Source organism: Azospirillum sp. UENF 111221 (assembly GCF_058780625.1).
Genome location: NZ_JBSNCH010000005.1, coordinates 1 through 16014, shown reverse-complemented (window position 1 = coordinate 16014; position 16014 = coordinate 1). Strand labels below are relative to the sequence as shown.

The 16014-nt window shown below is 59.3% G+C and carries 21 protein-coding genes and 1 pseudogene; 7 read left to right on the top strand and 15 right to left on the bottom strand.

Annotated features, from left to right (window positions below; translation table 11 throughout):
- Nucleotides 1-10: 10 nt before the first annotated feature.
- The 4 genes from ACWPN3_RS14390 to ACWPN3_RS14375 all read right to left on the bottom strand — a co-directional run bounded on the left by ACWPN3_RS14390 (nucleotide 11) and on the right by ACWPN3_RS14375 (nucleotide 3022).
- The gene (locus tag ACWPN3_RS14390; protein ID WP_109095447.1) at nucleotides 11-670 is read right to left on the bottom strand and encodes a DUF3164 family protein; all 660 of its coding nucleotides are present in this window, start codon (nucleotides 668-670) and stop codon (nucleotides 11-13) included.
- Between the two features lie 138 nt (nucleotides 671-808).
- Complete coding sequence (locus ACWPN3_RS14385) at nucleotides 809-1798, bottom strand: tyrosine-type recombinase/integrase (protein ID WP_492240254.1); 990 nt, start codon at nucleotides 1796-1798, stop codon at nucleotides 809-811.
- 121 nt (nucleotides 1799-1919) lie between these two features.
- Nucleotides 1920-2723 (bottom strand): hypothetical protein, encoded by an 804-nt coding sequence (locus tag ACWPN3_RS14380; protein ID WP_492240253.1) that lies wholly within the window; start codon nucleotides 2721-2723, stop codon nucleotides 1920-1922.
- A 2-nt stretch (nucleotides 2724-2725) separates the two neighbouring features.
- On the bottom strand, nucleotides 2726-3022 hold the full coding sequence (locus ACWPN3_RS14375) for a hypothetical protein (RefSeq protein ID WP_492261523.1): 297 nt from the start codon (nucleotides 3020-3022) through the stop codon (nucleotides 2726-2728).
- 110 nt (nucleotides 3023-3132) lie between these two features.
- Here ACWPN3_RS14375 and ACWPN3_RS14370 point away from each other — a divergent pair, with 110 nt between their 5' ends.
- From ACWPN3_RS14370 to ACWPN3_RS14360, 3 genes are read left to right on the top strand one after another with little or no spacing between them, the layout of a single operon-like run.
- The gene (locus ACWPN3_RS14370) at nucleotides 3133-3672 is read left to right on the top strand and encodes a LexA family protein (protein ID WP_492240251.1); all 540 of its coding nucleotides are present in this window, start codon (nucleotides 3133-3135) and stop codon (nucleotides 3670-3672) included.
- A gap of 2 nt (nucleotides 3673-3674) precedes the next feature.
- A complete protein-coding gene (locus ACWPN3_RS14365; protein ID WP_492261522.1) occupies nucleotides 3675-4790 on the top strand; it encodes a Y-family DNA polymerase in 1116 nt (371 codons plus the stop codon).
- Nucleotides 4790-4939, top strand: coding sequence for a DUF4113 domain-containing protein (locus tag ACWPN3_RS14360; RefSeq protein ID WP_492261521.1), 150 nt, complete (start codon nucleotides 4790-4792; stop codon nucleotides 4937-4939). The genes ACWPN3_RS14365 and ACWPN3_RS14360 overlap by 1 nt, the downstream gene beginning before the upstream one ends.
- A gap of 131 nt (nucleotides 4940-5070) precedes the next feature.
- Here the strand turns inward: ACWPN3_RS14360 and ACWPN3_RS14355 are convergent, their stop codons facing one another.
- The gene (locus ACWPN3_RS14355) at nucleotides 5071-5634 is read right to left on the bottom strand and encodes a hypothetical protein (RefSeq protein ID WP_492240249.1); all 564 of its coding nucleotides are present in this window, start codon (nucleotides 5632-5634) and stop codon (nucleotides 5071-5073) included.
- 334 nt (nucleotides 5635-5968) lie between these two features.
- Between ACWPN3_RS14355 and ACWPN3_RS14350 the strand changes: the two genes are divergently transcribed.
- Entirely contained in the window at nucleotides 5969-6388 is a 420-nt protein-coding gene (locus ACWPN3_RS14350) for a hypothetical protein (protein ID WP_492261520.1), read from the top strand.
- 289 nt (nucleotides 6389-6677) lie between these two features.
- Here ACWPN3_RS14350 and ACWPN3_RS14345 read toward each other — a convergent pair whose 3' ends face one another.
- The 8 genes from ACWPN3_RS14345 to ACWPN3_RS14310 form a co-directional block, all read right to left on the bottom strand.
- Nucleotides 6678-7304: a DUF3102 domain-containing protein gene (locus tag ACWPN3_RS14345; protein WP_492261519.1), complete on the bottom strand. Its 627-nt coding sequence runs from the start codon at nucleotides 7302-7304 to the stop codon at nucleotides 6678-6680.
- A 4-nt stretch (nucleotides 7305-7308) separates the two neighbouring features.
- On the bottom strand, nucleotides 7309-7929 hold the full coding sequence (locus ACWPN3_RS14340; protein ID WP_492261518.1) for a nucleotide-binding protein: 621 nt from the start codon (nucleotides 7927-7929) through the stop codon (nucleotides 7309-7311).
- The gene (locus ACWPN3_RS14335) at nucleotides 7926-8645 is read right to left on the bottom strand and encodes a hypothetical protein (protein WP_492261517.1); all 720 of its coding nucleotides are present in this window, start codon (nucleotides 8643-8645) and stop codon (nucleotides 7926-7928) included. The genes ACWPN3_RS14340 and ACWPN3_RS14335 overlap by 4 nt, the downstream gene beginning before the upstream one ends.
- Nucleotides 8646-9448: 803 nt before the next feature.
- The gene (locus ACWPN3_RS14330) at nucleotides 9449-10285 is read right to left on the bottom strand and encodes a hypothetical protein (protein ID WP_492261516.1); all 837 of its coding nucleotides are present in this window, start codon (nucleotides 10283-10285) and stop codon (nucleotides 9449-9451) included.
- Between the two features lie 284 nt (nucleotides 10286-10569).
- Entirely contained in the window at nucleotides 10570-10827 is a 258-nt protein-coding gene (locus ACWPN3_RS14325; protein ID WP_492261515.1) for a hypothetical protein, read from the bottom strand.
- A 29-nt stretch (nucleotides 10828-10856) separates the two neighbouring features.
- Complete coding sequence (locus ACWPN3_RS14320) at nucleotides 10857-11540, bottom strand: NACHT domain-containing protein (protein ID WP_492261877.1); 684 nt, start codon at nucleotides 11538-11540, stop codon at nucleotides 10857-10859.
- Nucleotides 11541-11878: 338 nt separating this feature from the next.
- Complete coding sequence (locus tag ACWPN3_RS14315; protein WP_492261514.1) at nucleotides 11879-12178, bottom strand: hypothetical protein; 300 nt, start codon at nucleotides 12176-12178, stop codon at nucleotides 11879-11881.
- Between the two features lie 256 nt (nucleotides 12179-12434).
- Nucleotides 12435-12674 (bottom strand): hypothetical protein, encoded by a 240-nt coding sequence (locus tag ACWPN3_RS14310; protein ID WP_492261513.1) that lies wholly within the window; start codon nucleotides 12672-12674, stop codon nucleotides 12435-12437.
- Between the two features lie 123 nt (nucleotides 12675-12797).
- Here ACWPN3_RS14310 and ACWPN3_RS14305 point away from each other — a divergent pair.
- A pseudogene (locus tag ACWPN3_RS14305) lies at nucleotides 12798-12991 on the top strand (type II toxin-antitoxin system RelE/ParE family toxin).
- 321 nt (nucleotides 12992-13312) lie between these two features.
- Here the strand turns inward: ACWPN3_RS14305 and ACWPN3_RS14300 are convergent.
- The gene (locus ACWPN3_RS14300) at nucleotides 13313-13477 is read right to left on the bottom strand and encodes a hypothetical protein (protein ID WP_492261512.1); all 165 of its coding nucleotides are present in this window, start codon (nucleotides 13475-13477) and stop codon (nucleotides 13313-13315) included.
- Between the two features lie 281 nt (nucleotides 13478-13758).
- Here ACWPN3_RS14300 and ACWPN3_RS14295 point away from each other — a divergent pair, with 281 nt between their 5' ends.
- On the top strand, nucleotides 13759-13908 hold the full coding sequence (locus ACWPN3_RS14295) for a hypothetical protein (RefSeq protein ID WP_492261511.1): 150 nt from the start codon (nucleotides 13759-13761) through the stop codon (nucleotides 13906-13908).
- Nucleotides 13909-14506: 598 nt separating this feature from the next.
- The gene (locus tag ACWPN3_RS14290) at nucleotides 14507-14713 is read left to right on the top strand and encodes a hypothetical protein (protein ID WP_492261510.1); all 207 of its coding nucleotides are present in this window, start codon (nucleotides 14507-14509) and stop codon (nucleotides 14711-14713) included.
- A 60-nt stretch (nucleotides 14714-14773) separates the two neighbouring features.
- Here the strand turns inward: ACWPN3_RS14290 and ACWPN3_RS14285 are convergent, their stop codons facing one another.
- Nucleotides 14774-14956 (bottom strand): hypothetical protein, encoded by a 183-nt coding sequence (locus tag ACWPN3_RS14285; protein ID WP_492261509.1) that lies wholly within the window; start codon nucleotides 14954-14956, stop codon nucleotides 14774-14776.
- Nucleotides 14957-16014: the final 1058 nt, after the last annotated feature.

The following is a 16014-nucleotide window of genomic DNA, read 5'->3' as shown; positions in this document are numbered from 1 at the left end:
GCTGGTGCGCTCACAGATTTGCGAGGTCATGGCTCACGGGTTGCCACGCCGCTTCCTGGGAATCACGGCGGTAGAAACGCACGTACCGTGATGTGCTTTCGATCATCACGGAATCCGCGATGGCCTTCATCGCGCGTTCCCATCTCGGATCGGCGATCTCGACGCGGCGCAGCGCGAAAACGCTTTCGCGCGAGACCTTTCCCTCTTTGTCCGTGCGGAACGCGTGCTCGACCAGCACGCGGATGTTGTCGTTGGTCTCGGTCGCCCATTCCCTGATGCATTCATCGATCAGAGATTTCGCGACTTGCAGTTCAGGACCGAACCGCATGTGGTCAGTCACCTGCACCTTTATTTGCAGGCGGCCGTCGTAGCTGGTGAAAGTCATGTTTCCGCGTTTTCCGCCGACTTTCACTTCGTATTTTTCATGGAGCAGCGCAACGAAGGTGTCCACGTCGCCAAACACGGCCGCCTTGAAGGCACGCATTTGCGCCGACAGCGCATCGGCCTTTTCCATCAGGCCGCGCACGAATTGGTCCTCCAGGAGGTCGCTCGCCCGCACCTTCCGCGCAGGGATCATCCGGCCTTGGCGATCCTCGTAATAATCCGGGCGCACGGCCTCCGGCGTTACACCGACCGCAATGGCTTCCGGCTGCGCATCAGAGTGCGACATCGTTGTATTCCTTGATGTTTTTCGTGATGCGCCGGCGGCGCGTGTAACGCCCAATGGCCGACCGTGTAACGTCCAAGCTTGCGATAATGGGCCTTTTCGCAAACTCAGCTTTCCATTCCGAAGGACCGCACGGCACCGTCACTCTTCGGCGACAAGCCGTGCGGTCTGTCCGGCCAGGTCGGCCCGATTATCGTCGTAGCGCATGGTGACCCGTGGATCGCGGTGCCGCGCAAAGGACTGTGCGGCCCGCAGATTGCCGTTGGTCGCGTCCAGTGCGCTGGTGATGGCCGCATGGCGCAGACCATGCGGCCGTGTCTGGATTCCGACGTCATCCCCAAGCCGCTGCACGATCTGGTACACCGCGGCGCCGGTCAGCCGGCCTTCGCCAGATCCGGCATTGTCTAGCCGGAAGAAGAGCGGCCCGGGATGACGGCCGCGCATCCGGATCCACTCCTCCAGCGCTGCCTTGGTGGCGTCTGGCAGGGTGATCATCTCCCTCTGGAGGCGCCCCTTGCCGAGGATGGCCAGCGTCGCGGCTGCCGGATCGTAATGCTCCAGGTCCAGCGAGACCACCTCGCCGCGGCGCAGCGCGGTATCATGCAGCAGGCGTACAATGGCGGTGTCGCGCACCCCCTTGCCGTCGCTGCGCTCCTGGACCTGGGAGAGCATCGCCTTGACGCCGTCCCGCCCCGGCCCGCGGGTATCGCGGTAGGCGGCGGCGTCGACGTTCTCGATTTCCAGTTCCCAGCCGACCAAGCCGAGCGTCTTCCCCAGCTTGATCAGCGAACGGAGCGCGGCCAGCCGCCGGTTGATGGTGGCAGGCGCCAGCTGCCGGTCCTGCAGATCGGCACGGTAGCTCAGCACCAGGGCATTGGCCTGACCGGCAGAAAGCGCAAGCAACTCGCGCGTTGCCCGGTCGACGGTGCCGGCATAGGGCGCCAGTTCGGGGTTGCCGGCGACGAAGACCCGGAAGTCTTCCAGATCCCGGCGGTAGGCTGCCACCGTATTGGCCTTGCGGCCGGACAAAAAGGCATCCAGCAGCCGCTCCTGCAACTGGTCCAGCGGCAGCGCCGCAGCCATGCCGGACTGGGCCACGGTGTCCAACTGCTTCACGGTCAGTGCGCCCACGGATGCCTCACATGGCCCGTCTCCGGTCCAAGAATGAGAAGGCCCGCCGCGGCAGATGCCGGGCGGGCCTTCGTTCACACGCAATTCGTCCCGGTCACTCTGTCAAGATATTGATCCTATTTCAAGGATAAATATCCCATGGACGAGATGGAGCAGCGAAGCCGGTGATGGTGTGGTTCCGCAGATACCGGCCTTGAAGCGACCGCAACAGCGCTGTCATGCCATCGTGCCATTCCGCATAATCGCAGTTGGCCTCGATGATCTCCGCGTCGCTGTGCTCAGGTTCCAGCGCGCACCAACGCACCAGCAGCTCCCTTCCGCCCTGATCGTCGGGGCGGAACTGGAAGTCCTGTTCCTCTGCCGGGATCCGGCGGCGACCGTGGGCGTCGAACAAGGATTGTCCCCGTGCCAGATAGCGCGCGGCCAGCTCTGAGCGAAGCGGGGTCGGCTGCCACTCCTCTTCGATCACGTGGCGGTATCGGCCTGGCCGGTCGGACGGCTGCCGGCACGCCACCAGCGGCTGGCTCAGTGACAGCCAATCCGGCCGCGTTCCGGCCTTTCCATGGGATCGGACAAGGCGCCGCTTGCCCATGGGCAATGCCTCGATGGCGGTGGCCACGGCTTCGGCATCGGGTGGGATCCGTGGGGCGATGCCGCGCGTCGGGCCGCCGCCATCCAACCGGGTGCCGACGGCGCCGATGGCGGCCAGCCGGGCACAGCTGTCGACACCCCAGGCACCCGGGTAATCGGAGCCGCTCAGATGGCGGCGCTGGTTGCGGATGCCGAACTGGGCGGCGGCCTCGACCACATGTAGGGTGCTGCCGTCGCGCAACGCCTGCTGGTCCCGGCAGGCCCACACCACCAATTCCTCCAGGTCGAGAGGACGGCGCCGATCCTGCACCGAATGGGCATAGGCGACGGCCATGGTCAGGCCGCCGCCCGGATGGGCAAGTCCGAGCTGGAAAGGCTTTGCCCAAACAGCCGGATAATGCCCACCACCAGCGTGTCCAATGCTTCCTGGGGGATCAGGCTGGGATCAATTCGGCCACAGGCCTGCAGATAGCGTGCTTTTGCGAAGAGGTCATCGGCATCAGCGATCTCACCGGCAACGAGAAGCCGCTCCGAGCGGCTGCATGCATCATCCGCCGCCGGCAAGTCGGCCGCCCCGGATAGCGCCAGGAAGTCCAACAGGGCCGGCAGCAACGGCGTGACAGGGACGGGCATTCAAACCTCCGGCGACCGCCTGACGGCACACATCCGCCAGGGTCGTTAGGATTGTTTGCCCAAAAGGATTACCAATTCCTTGCGACAAATTGCGCGGACAGGGTTTTTTGTTGCTTTTCCCCATCACTGCCTCGTGGAACCGCTGTCAACCGATCAATGTTCTTGAAAAGTTCTTATGCAGCGCCATCCTGACGGCCAGTGTCAGCAACAAGGAGGAAGCCATGTGCGAGCCGCAATTGGTCTACATGCGTTCGTGCCCAATTGCCTCATACGATGCCGTGATCTCGGCAGGCTTCCCCAGCCCGGCCGCCGACTATGTCGAAGGCCGCATCGACCTTGCGGAGGTGCTGGTGCCGCACCCCAGCGCCACCTTCACCTTGCGCATCTCGGGCCACAGCATGACGCGCGCCGGCATCCACGATGGGGATTTGGCGATCGTCGACCGAAGCCTGACGGCCCGGCATGACGACGTTGTGGTTGCCGTGCTGGATGGTGAGCTGGTGTGCAAGCGCCTGCTGGTCCGCCGTGGGCGATACTATCTCGCACCCGAGACGGACGATCGCGCATATCAGGTCATCGATGTCACCGATCGCCGCGACTTCGAGGTCTGGGGCGTCGTCAGCGCGACCATCCGGATCCACCGTGGCTGACGATGGCCAGCACCTTCGCCCTGGTGGACTGCAACAATTTCTATGTGAGCTGCGAACGGGTCTTCAACCCGCGGCTGGAGGGCGTGCCGGTCGGCGTGCTGTCGAACAACGACGGCTGCTTCGTCGCCCGGTCGGCCGAGTTGAAGGCGCTGGGCGTCACCATGGGCCAACCTCTGTTCGAGGTGCGCGACCTCGTCCGCCGCCACAATGTCCGGATCCTGTCCAGCAACTATGCCCTCTATGGGGATCTCAGCGCACGCGTGACCGATTGCCTGCGGGGCCTTGCTCCGGCTCTGGAGGTCTATTCGATCGACGAGTCGTTTCTCGATCTGACCGGAATGACGGGCTCCCTGGCCGCCTATGCTGCCGATATCCGCCGGACGGTGCGGCGCTGGACCGGCATTCCGACCTGTGTCGGGATCGCCCCTTCCAAGACGTTGGCGAAGCTGGCGAACTTCGCAGCCAAAAAGGTCCTGCGCGATGACAGTGGCGTCTGCGACCTGACCAGCTCAGACGATCGGGAAGAGATCCTCGCGCGGGTGCCGGTCTCGGAAGTCTGGGGGGTTGGCCGGCGATCGGCCGAAAAGCTGGAGCGGTTGTCGGTGCATACCGCCGCCGACTTGCGCGACCTCGACCCTCGGCTCGCCCGCCAAGTGCTGACGGTGACCGGCGAAAGGCTGGTCTACGAGCTGCGCGGGATTGCCTGCATGCCGCTCGATCTGGCGCCCAGCCCACGCAAGACCATCGCGGTGACGCGCTCATTCGGTCAGCCGGTGACGGGGTGGGAAGAGATGCGTGAGGCCGTGGCGACCTACGCCACCAGGGCGGCGGAGAAGCTTCGCGCGGAAAAACTCGCGACCGAAGCCGTCCAGGTGTTCTGCCACACCTCGCCATTCCGCCCCGGTCCAAGCTACAGCAATGCGGTGACCGTGGAGGTGCAGCCGGCGAGCAGTGACACTTTCCAGCTGATTGCTGCGGCAACCGCCGGCGCCCGCCGGATCTGGCGTGACGGCTACGACATGAGCAAGGCCGGCGTGATCCTGACCGGCCTGATCCCGGAGGAAAAGTGCAGCCCGACCTGCTGCAGGTCGCGGATCGGCAGCGTGGCGCGAAGCTGATGGCCGCGCTCGATGCGGTCAACACCAGGATGGGACGGAACACCCTGGTGCCGGCAGCCACCATCGGCCGCTCTTGGCACATTCGTCAGGACCAACGTTCGCCCAGCTACACCACGAAGATGGACGAAGTGCCGGTGGTTTCAGCATGAAAACAACATCGCACACCGCCAATAATTACTTAAATATACACCATGTGATTGGATAGGAATAATACAATGATCATCCCATAATTTTTAGGGGCAGGCAGTTCTAGCCTGCCCCGCATCATCGAAAAAAATACTTAATGGCTCTCTGGCTGCACCAAAAGCTGCGAAACGATTGCAATCCTATCACGGAGAACGGGGCCAATATTCCTGACAGATAATTCTTTCACAAGATAAGGCGGAATAACGAGATCTGCTTCCCAAGTTTCGGTGGGGTCGATCCGGCCGCGCACCGTAACATTGCCGCTTGCTTTGCGGCAGATTTCCATCCCACCACTCATTGCGGGGTAGGCAGCACAAGGCGACACACTCCGTAAAGGCACCACGAAAACCTGCTGCACCTTGGCACCAGTTTGCGCCAATGCGTGAAGGTCGAACAGCCGGCCGGATTCAAACGGTTCCACCATCGCGCGATCAAGCCCATCCCGAGTTCCACCATCGACAATGACCGCTGCCCGAACAAGTGGATATTCCACCGCCTCTCTGTGAGATGCTGCGGTGAAGCGGTCAATTAGAGCCTGCTCGACATCGTCAACTTTACGCGAGGGCGGTATGGATGCGCTTTGAGCGCATCCCGCTAAGACGGTAGCTATTGCAATCGCGGCGACAGCCTGCGCAGCAATGGAGTTGTTCTTATTCATAATACGTTGGTTTCCAGTAGCATATTGAGCATGCTTCTTTGCTCAAAGGTTATCTAATTGTCAACCGGTGTGCGCCATAAGGGAATGGCTTTCTCACTCATAACCGGCACGTGCAAACACGCCCGTTTAAGCCGCTCGCGAAACTTTTCATTCTCCCTAGTTTGCTTTCTCACGAGGTGTTGCCGGCACCTTAAGCGCCTCTATCTCGCCCGTCGTCACCGCCAAATGGATTGTACCGGCGTCCAGGGGGTGCTGGCACTTGTCGGATTAAATCGCCCTGCCGCCATGTTCATCAGGAAGCCGCATGTGCGGTCGTAAGACGGGAGGTGTGGAGATGCGTTCAACTTTCGCTTCAATGCTTATCGGTCTGCTGGTTTGGACCGCCGTCCCGGCAGTGGCCGAGACGGTCAGTGAAAATGCATGCAGCGGTGGGTGCACCATCCGCGGCAAAGACGGCTCCAAAACCGCAACCATCGAGAAACCCATCTACGGCGCCGAATTTATTATCCGCGATAACGACCGCAACGTAATTGGGAAAATAGACAGACCAATTTCCGGCGATTATTACATCATCAGAGACTATTATGGCAACGAAACCGGGAAAATTGACACACCAATCTCCGGTGAATACTATATCATCCGCGATAAATATGGCAGTGAAACCGGAAAAATCGAAAAACCTTACTCCGGAGATTATTATATCATCCGTGATAAAAGCGGCAATGAAGTTGGAAAAATCGAGAACTTTCCCTGAGGCGATGACCTTGCCTCACTCCCTCATTTGAGTTGACCGTGTCCGGGGTGAGTTTCACCGTACCAGTATTTGGTAAAGCTTGATGCCGGCACCGGTTTCCGGGAGAGCATGCACAGGCCCCAAGCCGGACCACCGCTCTCCGGGTGGGGCGGTGCCGGCGAGAGCCACGGTTCAGTCATTGCCCATAATCATTGGATGCCAAGCGTTCAGCCATGGCGCTCCAAGTCAGCGTTATGCAACTCCACCACATGCCGGACCACGTCGGCCGCCGCGGGATCCGGCGCCACCATCACCAGCAGGTAGCGGCGCACGCCGTCCAGCTCGACTGTGATGGCGCCTGGATCGTCCGGGTCCGTGCTCCACGGCAGCGACAGCGCCGCCGCGAAGCGTAGAACTCGCGCGGCGGCGCTGGGACCGGAGCGGTCCCCTTCTCCACCGGCCGGGACGGCGCCGGCGTCACCGCCGGCACCTTCAGCGCCTCCACCTCGCCTCGTGTCACCGCCGGGTGGATCGTGCCGGCGTCCAGGGCCTGCTGGCGGGTGTCGTCCGGCAGGGTTGCGATGGCGTAGAGCGTGCTCATCGCTTCCGGCAGACGGTCCAGCGGCACCTGCCCCTCGTCGACGAAGGCGGCGATCTCGCGCAGCTTGCGGGCGGTGGAGGTGCTGAACGGAAGGTCGGTCGCCACCATCGCCTCGTACTCGCCGTGGGGCAGAGCCGCCTTGGCCTCGTTCAGGCGGCGGCCGACGGCGATGGTCGCCTCCAGAGCGTTCGACCATTCGCGGCGGATGTCGGCGGCGAACTCGGCCCGCGTGGTCAGCGGGCGCGGGGTGGCCAGCATCGACAGGCGGGCGTCGCCCAGGCTGCGGCGGGCGGGCGGCCTGGGCTTGGGCGTTGGCCCGGAACCGGATCGGGACATGGGATCAGCCCTCCATCGCGGCGGACAGGTGGAGCCAGAGGTCGCGGAACAGCGGGCCGGTGCGGGTGCCGGGGATCTCCGCGGTGCCCAGCCCGGCGATGAAGCTGCGCGGCACCTCCTGAAGCTGCGGGATCTCCACCGGCGCCACCGCCCCCATGGCGGAGACGATGGCGCGGGCGTCGGCGGTCTCGCGCAGGCGCGGGACGACCTGGCTCAGCAGCAGACGCATCGGCCGGCGCCGGGCGCGCAGGTAGGGCAGCATGGCCTGCATGCTGACCAGATCCTCCGGGCCGGGGCGGACGGGCACCAGCACCGAATCCGCGCAGTCGAACAGCAGGGCGGTCGCCTGGGGAAAATTCTCCACCGCGGTCGGGGTGTCGATCACCAGCAGGTCGAGGCCCGGCGGAGTCGGCCGCTCCGTCACCGCGCCCAGCGGGCGCTGTTCGTGGAGGATCGGGGCAGCGTCGGCCGGGCGCAGGCCGTGCCAGTGGGTCAGCGAGCCTTGCGGGTCGGTGTCGAGCGTGCCCACCCGCCGGCCGGCGACGGCGGCCGCGACGGCCAGATTGCGGACGGTGGCGGTCTTCGGACCGCCGCCCTTCCCCTGGACCACCAGGATCGTCCTCATGGCCGGTCCCCCTGCCCGGCCCGGCCCGCCTGGGCGGCGATGGTCTGGCGGATGAGGGTCGCCTCGCGTTCCAGGATTTCGGCGATGGTGTCGAGCGGGGAGTTGATCGCCTCGGTCGCGGCCTTCAGCGCCTTCAGGGCGTCGCTGTGGGCCTTGATGGCGTGCATCAGGCGGAAGCCCTCCTGCCGCAGCTCGGGCGGCAGGGCGCGCAGATGGGCAAGCGCGAGGTCCATGCTCTCCTCGCGCGTCCGGGCGGGCGGCGGCGGCAGAGCGGCGGGCTCATACGGCCGGGCGGCGGACAGCGAGGCGATGTCGATCCGCTCGCCCCGGCGCAGACGGTCGAGCGCCCGGTCGGTCAGGGCGGAGCGCGCCCGTTGCTCCTCCTCCTGCCCGATCCGGCGGGCGCGGCGGTCGATGGCGTCGAGATCGGCACGGGTGAGGACCGGCGCCAGGGCGGGATGCGCGGCCCCGCCGGTCACGGCGTCGAACAGCTCGACGATCTGGATGGTGACGGTGATGGCGCGTTCGGTCTCGGCCTTGGTGCAGAGATAGACGGCCTGCTTCTTCGTCAGCCAGAACTCGGTGGCGGGGCGGCCCCGTCCGCGAATTTGCGGTACGGTGCCGCAAATTCCGCCAAGCCTTTCCAGCGCATCGCGGTGCCGCTCGATCAGTTGGCGGATATCGCGAGGTCTTCCGAAGCCCAACGCCTCGGCCAAGCGCAGAATCCAGAATGCGTGGCTCGCCGTTGATGGCGATGTCGATGTCGGTCGGTGATAAGGCGGGCAAGATCTGCCCGTTGTCGCCCATGCTTTCCATGGCGAAGCCCTCCAAGTCGGCGTTGCCGGCGACAGGAAGGCTTCTGAGGACCGCCCTGGTGCCGGGGGTTCAGAACCTGACTTGGACAGGCCGGACTATTCCCCTTACGGGTGTTGTATTATCCGACCCCCGGCGAAGGGGCATGCTACGGACAAAGTCCCGGCATGAAAAGGGCCACGTCGCGAAAACGCGCGGGTGGCCGGCTGCCAAGTGGAGGTTCTGAGGCTCCGGGAGGAAAAGTCGCTCCGTTGGGATGGCGCGTCAACCATTTATCGGATCTTTTAGAGAAGCGATCAAAATCTTACAGAATAGCGAATAGCGTTAGCAATGACACCTCGATAATTATAATAATTTCTCTTCATATCAATGATACCTATCAAAACCACCTCCTTTAAAACGATAGACCTAGATATATCGAGCGTTTAGAATTCAATTTCCTCTTCAGCGTTTCTCTCTATGAAGTTCTTTTCATCTGAAAATAACATTTCTTCGACGTACTCCCAACCATTTTTTTTGAATAGTTGAAATATTTTCTTCCTAGATTTATCATCTGCAAAAGATTTTGAGATCTTCACATACATTATATTACTACCATTCATAATAATTCTGTACAAGTCAGATTCATCGACGTAAATGGATGTCTTTACAGTTCCAGTAATATCACAATGACGCAACATTGAAGATTTGAATACGATTTCTCCCTCTACCCTTCGGAGAGCGCAATTAACAATCCTAGTTTTTTTGAAAGAACATTTATCTGCCGTCGTAGCATACATTTGGTTGTTTCAAAAATTGCTTCCTCAAAATTTGTTCTGTTAAGCTCTCCATACGCAAACTTCGTGTTCTCAATCGAAGCTCCCGTAAAGTCGCAAAGCGACATATTCTGAACGAAGAAGCTGGCTCCTGCTATGAGCGCCACTCGAAAAGAAGCACCCTCAGCAAAGAAGTTTACATAAGAACCAGATATAATCTGCAAATGATCAAAATTGACTCTTTCCAAAAATCTGACGAAGAAATTGTTATATATTGAAACATAATCGCGATTTGAATTACTGAATTGAAGTTCATGCACAAGATCTCCGGTGAAATTTCTCGCAATTTTATCAAAAGCTAATGGATTGCTACTTATATAATCAATCTTAATAGGACCGGATTTCCATCCTCCTTCAGAAATATCGGCGTTAAACAAATAAGTCGGATAAGCAATTTTGCTGAATGCGTTCATAACTGCCCATAATGCTATCTCTGCATTACGATGCCCAATTTCTGCATTGCGCCAGCTTCCCGCTTCGTCGTAATAATCTATTCCCTTTTCTAAGGAATAGTTTATTAGCGATGCTGCGATACCAACCCACTTCCTGCCCATCTCATAATCAGCCCCATCTCGTTTCCTTTCAACAATGATCTCTGCTTGATTGATTAGAAAGGCGACGATTTGGACTGTTATTGGCGCAGCTGCGGTAAGCCGAACCCATTTTGATAGAAACATTCTATGATCAAAATCACTATAAGGGTCAGCAACCTGTTGACCCCAGCGCATGAATGCATCAAGTAGACCGCACGCGGTCAGATATTCGCCAAAGCTTTTGTGGAGAAATTCATATCCACGGTTTAATTCCTCATCCTTGCGAGTGTCGAAAATAGAATGGCAACATTATCGAATCCGCAGCCCCACAATTTTTAGCCTTTCAGTAAATCGGGTGTTCATAAATACATCTCTCATACTCACAAACGTTGCCTCATCCCCGGTACGCCCGCCGCCTCTCCATGCAGCAATTCCGAGAGATTGCATCAGTGTATCAAATGTTTCCCTACCCATTTCGTTTAAGCTTCTCCAGTCTTCTTTAATTCTTTCGCGCTCCCAAATTTTCCAAATATTGATTCATAAATGTGATTTCTATTGTTTGCTGCTTCCTCCCATTGGCTACCCACGTAGCCAGATGATGAGGAGGTATGCGAGTAAAGGCTCTTTTGTAGGTCACTAAGGGACTCCTCTGTCATCGCAGCAGGAACATCCAAATCCTGTTTTGCAGCAATTGCATAACGAAGCCAGAATTCTTTTCTTTGGTCGAGATCGGCCACATTATGAACGTCTATAACTTCTCTATCTCTCAAACGATAAGGTTGTTGTTTAAACGGACGCATATCTGCCACATGAAGAGTTCTGTTTCCATGCAGAGAAAGTCTTTTACTAGCCTCCTGCATGGAAGGCGCTCTCCCAGTACAATAAACCTCACAGAGGCTGAGTCGCCTATACGCGACTTCCAGTGGATCAAGGCAGAAGCAAATTCTTGCGCAGCTGTTTCTGAACCAGCCCCTTCTTTGGCTAGCTCGTCCAGGCCATCAAAAATGATAATCCAATCTTGATGGTTATCACGACCTAACGAACTAAGTGGCGTTGTATCTGCATCAAACGGTTCATCAAGATACGACCTAAAATATTCCTCTATTCTCAAATCGATAGAACCTCCACCTTTAAGCCTTTGAAGAGGAACAACAAGAACTCTCCATCGAGGAGCCAGGGAAAGAGTAGCAGCAATTTTTCTTGCAAATGAAGATTTGCCAGAACCGGGTCCACCAGAAACCAGCTTTATTCGATCAGATCGATCATTTTTTTCTAGCCATTCCATAACAATATCTTCAAGCATTCCAATCTGGATTGGAATGCTATCGTCGTTCTCATCTACAGAAAATTTCTGTATATTCTTTTCCTGTCGATCAGTTATTTTTTCATCAACCCACCACGCTCTCAAAGGCTGATAAACTTGCCCAAGTAGTAACCCCGCAATCTTCATCTTGCGCAAATAAGATATGATCATCAAATCTTTTTATAATCTTTTCTCTATATTCTGACCAAGCACGATGCCTAGAGTTATTTTGCGCGAATGACCCTTTCAACGCATCAAATACATGAGAGTAGTAACCATTATCACGCGCCCTTCTCCGAGAAAGCCCAATAGAGACTTCTTCTCGAAATATTGCTTTGATATTTTCCATAGATATAGAAGGAGAAAATACTTTAATTTCCTCATATATCCTTCCTGCTGCATCAGAAAATATGGTGAAGTTGTTAGGATTATCAAAATCGGCAAGATCGATATATATATCTTCTTGATCACAAATTAAACTGTATCTATACTAAAAATGACTTAATTAAATAATCTATTTCTTCCACTGATGCTTTATTTCTGAGATCACATCGTGCCAGTGATTTTGAAAAAGCATATGCTAATGTTTCCATCACTAGTTTCATAGACCGGCGAGAAACGTCATCGTCACCTTTGAGCGCTTCAATAGTCTTGAAGAATGATGGTATCGGATTTCCCAATCCAAATTTTCCAAGCGCTACGGCTTGAACGGCCGCTTCAGCAGCAGAAATAGAAACTTTGGCCCAATCGAACCTCTTCTCGCCACATGTTAATTTAATCGACATTCTTATTTTGCTCCTTAAGCAACCATCTCTATTTTTACATTGATAAAACGATAGCACCCACATAGTAACATCAAGCAAATGCAACGTTTCTGCTAACGCAAACTCGCGCCGCTGGCATGGTTCCAGCAAGATGCGATACCCCGGTATTCAACCGAAGCACTATATTTTGCCCTGGTTAATTCAGCTGTGTCCAGAACGAAGAGGATTGGCACTGACGCAGGAAGATGATTCTTAAACAATAGGTTACCATATGGCATTACGGCCGGATCAGGTCCGCTGTGGTCAACAGGCGCTCGTCCACCCGGCGCAGCGCGCCGCGCAGCGATAGACCCGATGGCAGGCGGCGCGCAGGGCCTGGACGGCGCGACAGGGGGCGTCGTCCTCGCGCTGGGGCTGCACCGGCCGGTGGCGCGCGGTGCGGGGCGGATCGCCCAGAATCCAGGCGGAACTGCCGGTCGGGCCGGCGGCGGGACAGGGTGCCGGGCTGGACGGGCATGGCTCAGGCCCTCCCCTCGATCAGCGGGAAGGCCGAAACGGCGCCGACCGACGGAACGGCGACGGTGATGTCCACAGCCTCGACATCGAACGCCGCAGCAGTTCCAGCTCGTAGGCCACCCGCATCCAGTCGGCGACGCAGCAATTCGGCGCGGTGATGGTTAGCCTGCGATCCCCGCCGGGGAACCGGCTGGAGGCGCTGAAGGGCGACCGCGCCGGACAGCACAGCATTCGGATCAACGACCAATGGCGCATCGTCTTCGCCCCGTCTGGCACGATGGCGGCGCGCACGAGGTCGAAATCGTCGACTACCACTGACCGGCCAACGCCAAGGAGGGCGCCATGCGGATCAAGACCCACCCCGGCGCGGTTCTGCGCGAAGAGTTCCTCGTCCCGCTCGATCTCTTCGGCCCATGCTCTGGCCCTGGCTCTGCGCGTGCCGGCGACCCCGCATCGGGGCAATCGTCAACGAACGGCGCGGCATCACCGCCGACACCGCCTGCGGCTGGCGCGCTATTTCGGCGCCGCAGAATCTGGCTGAACCTTCAGATGGCGCATGACCTGTACGTCACCGCCGCCGACCATGGCGAGGAAATCCAGCGCAGCATCGCCCCGCGCCGCCTGACCGGACCAGCGGCGTCACTCCGCATCGGATCGCTGCCGCTCCCGGCGCAGGCCCGGCAGCAGGATCGTCGCGTCCGCCCGCCGCCCCAGCAGCCAGCGGGCGGCGCAGCGCCCCAGCTCCCACCCGAAGCCGCCCAGCATGGCGGTGCCGAGCAAGGCGAAGACCAGCCCGCCCATCATCACTCAGCAGCTCGTACCTAATGACGCCTCTCCTAAACCCGTAGGAAGCGTGAGTGCAGCTCCTGATCACATCGCAGATTGAAGCGACCATACACCCACCTCGACTAGGGAGAACGGGTGTGAGCGAATTGCACGACGATAACGATTTCGACAATTCCATTGATATCGATAAGTCGCTCGACATCAATGATAATCCCCTCTTGCGAAGAAACTCCACTTCCGAACTGAGCCAGAGGAGCTGATCGGTATCGCTGATCAAGAAAGTATCGAATTCAGAACACATGGAACCTCTGGAAAATGATCTCAGCGTCCGCAACAATATCCTGAAGCAAATCGGCGACACGGATCAGCCAGCCCCGCAACCGCTCAAAGATGACCTTGATCAGATTAACGCCAGATTGATGACAGAATTGGCGATCTCGTCTGAATGACTCAACAGATTCAAACAACGCAACATCAAGGATCAACGACATGGCGGCAGTGGGCCGTATTCAATTGGTATCTTCACTCAAACAAATCAGTACAGCTGGGGAAAGTCTGGTCCAGCCTCTTGTATGAGTGAACTCACTCGCCAATCTTTTCAGTTATCGTCTGGTGGCAACGTGGCGCAGCCAATCAGTGCGCGCTGATGAACAGCACACTCGGTTCAACAATTCCAGATGGCAGCAATGAACCATCGTGGCAGGCAGCACAGCAGTGGACAGCGATGAGCAATGAGCCACCTGACATCGGTGTGACACAACAGTGGCACAATCCTGGCATGGCGGCGTTGGCGGAGTCCCTTCCTGGGCAAGGCCAGGGGGTGGGTTGCCATGACAGGGCATGACTCGCCCTCCTCTGATACAAGGCCTCGGCAGTGGAGCATGCAGGGGTGGTGCTGGCTGGACTGAGTCACACAGCAGTTGATCAGACGCTGATGCATGGCCTCACCTAAAGCAGCATGGCAACATACAATTGGGAGGTGTGCTGGGGTTGAGCCCTCCAATATGCCACGGTGTGCCCAGACCTCCATCCCCAACCATCATCACCATGCTGAACCTGGATGAGGTGATTGGTCGTGGCATGACCCTCGATCCTCACAGCAGCACAGTGGTGCAGGCTGGTGCTGAGCACTCTGGTCCTCAGGCTGGCACACAGCAGGTATGGGCTTATGTGCCGCTGTGGCCACAACAAGTGGGCGATGAAGAACCAGTTCAGCAATGGGAGGTGCAGCATCACCTTGGCAACTCCGTGTGACATCGCCTCATGCGGCAATGGATGGGCGTGAGTGGTCGCCAGCAGGTGGTGACCTGGCCTTCAGCGACGACGAAGGCGGTCGGTCGCTGGCCCGGCCGCCCAGCAGTATCTCGGCGGCGATGGCGCGCGGCGGCGTGCACCTTCCACATCGGCGACAACCGCCACGGCCGCGCGCGTCGCCGAGTTCAGCATGAGCAGCAGGCCCAGCACCTCGAACATCTGGCGGTTGACGCGCTCCAGCATCACTACGGCGACCAGCTTGTCGCGCGGCTTCAGCGCCGGGCAGGCCAGAACGGCGCAGCGGAACCGGCCAACGAGTCGCGGAAGGCGGCTTGCGGCTTGGCCGCGGGGGTTGCGGGGGTGGTCAGAAGCGATCCGGCGAGGACGATGAGGGACCTTCCCGGCGGCGCGGTGGCCGGCCGGCGGCAATCGGGCTCCCTGCGGGCGCACGTGTCCGTGGCTGCAAGGAACAGCGGATTTTAATCCTGATTTTTGATACCCTCCGGACACGCATCGCCCACGTCCGCCGTGGGGCACGGCAAGGAGCCGGCATGGGGCATTGGCGATGATTGCGGTCCTAGCGGGGCGGCCTCGGCGGGGCCGTCCGTTTCAGGGCGGGGCGCGCGGATACAAGGCAAGGCTCCGGCGTTGACCGCCGCGCGGGGGCGCAACGGTGGGGACAAGACGGGTGCAGCGCGGCCACCGGCAAGGGCGGACGCTGGGCACCGGATGACGGGGGCTTACGGGGAGAAGCCGGCGCCGGTCAGGGTGGCGCGCGTGGCGATGCCATCGGGCAAAGCTCCAGGGTTCACCGGCGCGTGGGCGCGCGGCGTAGGGGGTGAAGACGCGCATCGCTTCCGGCCGTCTGGCGGCCGAGAGCGGCGCGGTCTTCAAAGTCGATGGGGGCGGCTGACTGGCGACCGTCGAGCGGACGCACGGCGGGCCGCGCGCCATGGCGCAGCCGGTGCGATGGCGGGCCAACGGGCGGGCCTCTCGGTGGAAGCAGTTGGTTTTCTCGTCGTCGGAATGTAGAAGGGGGGCTGGCTGTCGGCGAGTGGCCCGATCATGCCGGAATGCCGCTGCCGCGGCGATGCCGGCCGCAAGCCATTGCAGGCGGGTGGGGTCACACTGTCGTCAGCCAGCAGCTCACAGCATGGTGCTGCCTGCCATGGGGTGGTGGTGGTGGGGGTGGTGGTGGTGGTGGGGGTGGTGGGGGTGGTGGGGTGGGGTGGGGGGGGGGGGGGGGGGGTGGTGGGGGGGGGGGGGGGGGGTGGTGGGAGTGGGGAGAGGCATGGCCATGG

Coding starts and splice junctions, on each gene's coding strand:
- ACWPN3_RS14390 (WP_109095447.1), bottom strand. CDS start 670: ATGTCGCACTCTGATGCGCAGCCGGAAGCCATTGCGGTCGGTGTAACG.
- ACWPN3_RS14380 (WP_492240253.1), bottom strand. CDS start 2,723: ATGGCCGTCGCCTATGCCCATTCGGTGCAGGATCGGCGCCGTCCTCTC.
- ACWPN3_RS14375 (WP_492261523.1), bottom strand. CDS start 3,022: ATGCCCGTCCCTGTCACGCCGTTGCTGCCGGCCCTGTTGGACTTCCTG.
- ACWPN3_RS14365 (WP_492261522.1), top strand. CDS start 3,675: ATGGCCAGCACCTTCGCCCTGGTGGACTGCAACAATTTCTATGTGAGC.
- ACWPN3_RS14360 (WP_492261521.1), top strand. CDS start 4,790: ATGGCCGCGCTCGATGCGGTCAACACCAGGATGGGACGGAACACCCTG.
- ACWPN3_RS14355 (WP_492240249.1), bottom strand. CDS start 5,634: ATGAATAAGAACAACTCCATTGCTGCGCAGGCTGTCGCCGCGATTGCA.
- ACWPN3_RS14350 (WP_492261520.1), top strand. CDS start 5,969: ATGCGTTCAACTTTCGCTTCAATGCTTATCGGTCTGCTGGTTTGGACC.
- ACWPN3_RS14345 (WP_492261519.1), bottom strand. CDS start 7,304: ATGTCCCGATCCGGTTCCGGGCCAACGCCCAAGCCCAGGCCGCCCGCC.
- ACWPN3_RS14340 (WP_492261518.1), bottom strand. CDS start 7,929: ATGAGGACGATCCTGGTGGTCCAGGGGAAGGGCGGCGGTCCGAAGACC.
- ACWPN3_RS14330 (WP_492261516.1), bottom strand. CDS start 10,285: ATGCGCTGGGGTCAACAGGTTGCTGACCCTTATAGTGATTTTGATCAT.
- ACWPN3_RS14320 (WP_492261877.1), bottom strand. CDS start 11,540: ATGAAGATTGCGGGGTTACTACTTGGGCAAGTTTATCAGCCTTTGAGA.
- ACWPN3_RS14315 (WP_492261514.1), bottom strand. CDS start 12,178: ATGTCGATTAAATTAACATGTGGCGAGAAGAGGTTCGATTGGGCCAAA.
- ACWPN3_RS14310 (WP_492261513.1), bottom strand. CDS start 12,674: ATGCCCGTCCAGCCCGGCACCCTGTCCCGCCGCCGGCCCGACCGGCAG.
- ACWPN3_RS14300 (WP_492261512.1), bottom strand. CDS start 13,477: ATGATGGGCGGGCTGGTCTTCGCCTTGCTCGGCACCGCCATGCTGGGC.
- ACWPN3_RS14295 (WP_492261511.1), top strand. CDS start 13,759: ATGGAACCTCTGGAAAATGATCTCAGCGTCCGCAACAATATCCTGAAG.
- ACWPN3_RS14290 (WP_492261510.1), top strand. CDS start 14,507: ATGCTGAACCTGGATGAGGTGATTGGTCGTGGCATGACCCTCGATCCT.
- ACWPN3_RS14285 (WP_492261509.1), bottom strand. CDS start 14,956: ATGCTGGAGCGCGTCAACCGCCAGATGTTCGAGGTGCTGGGCCTGCTG.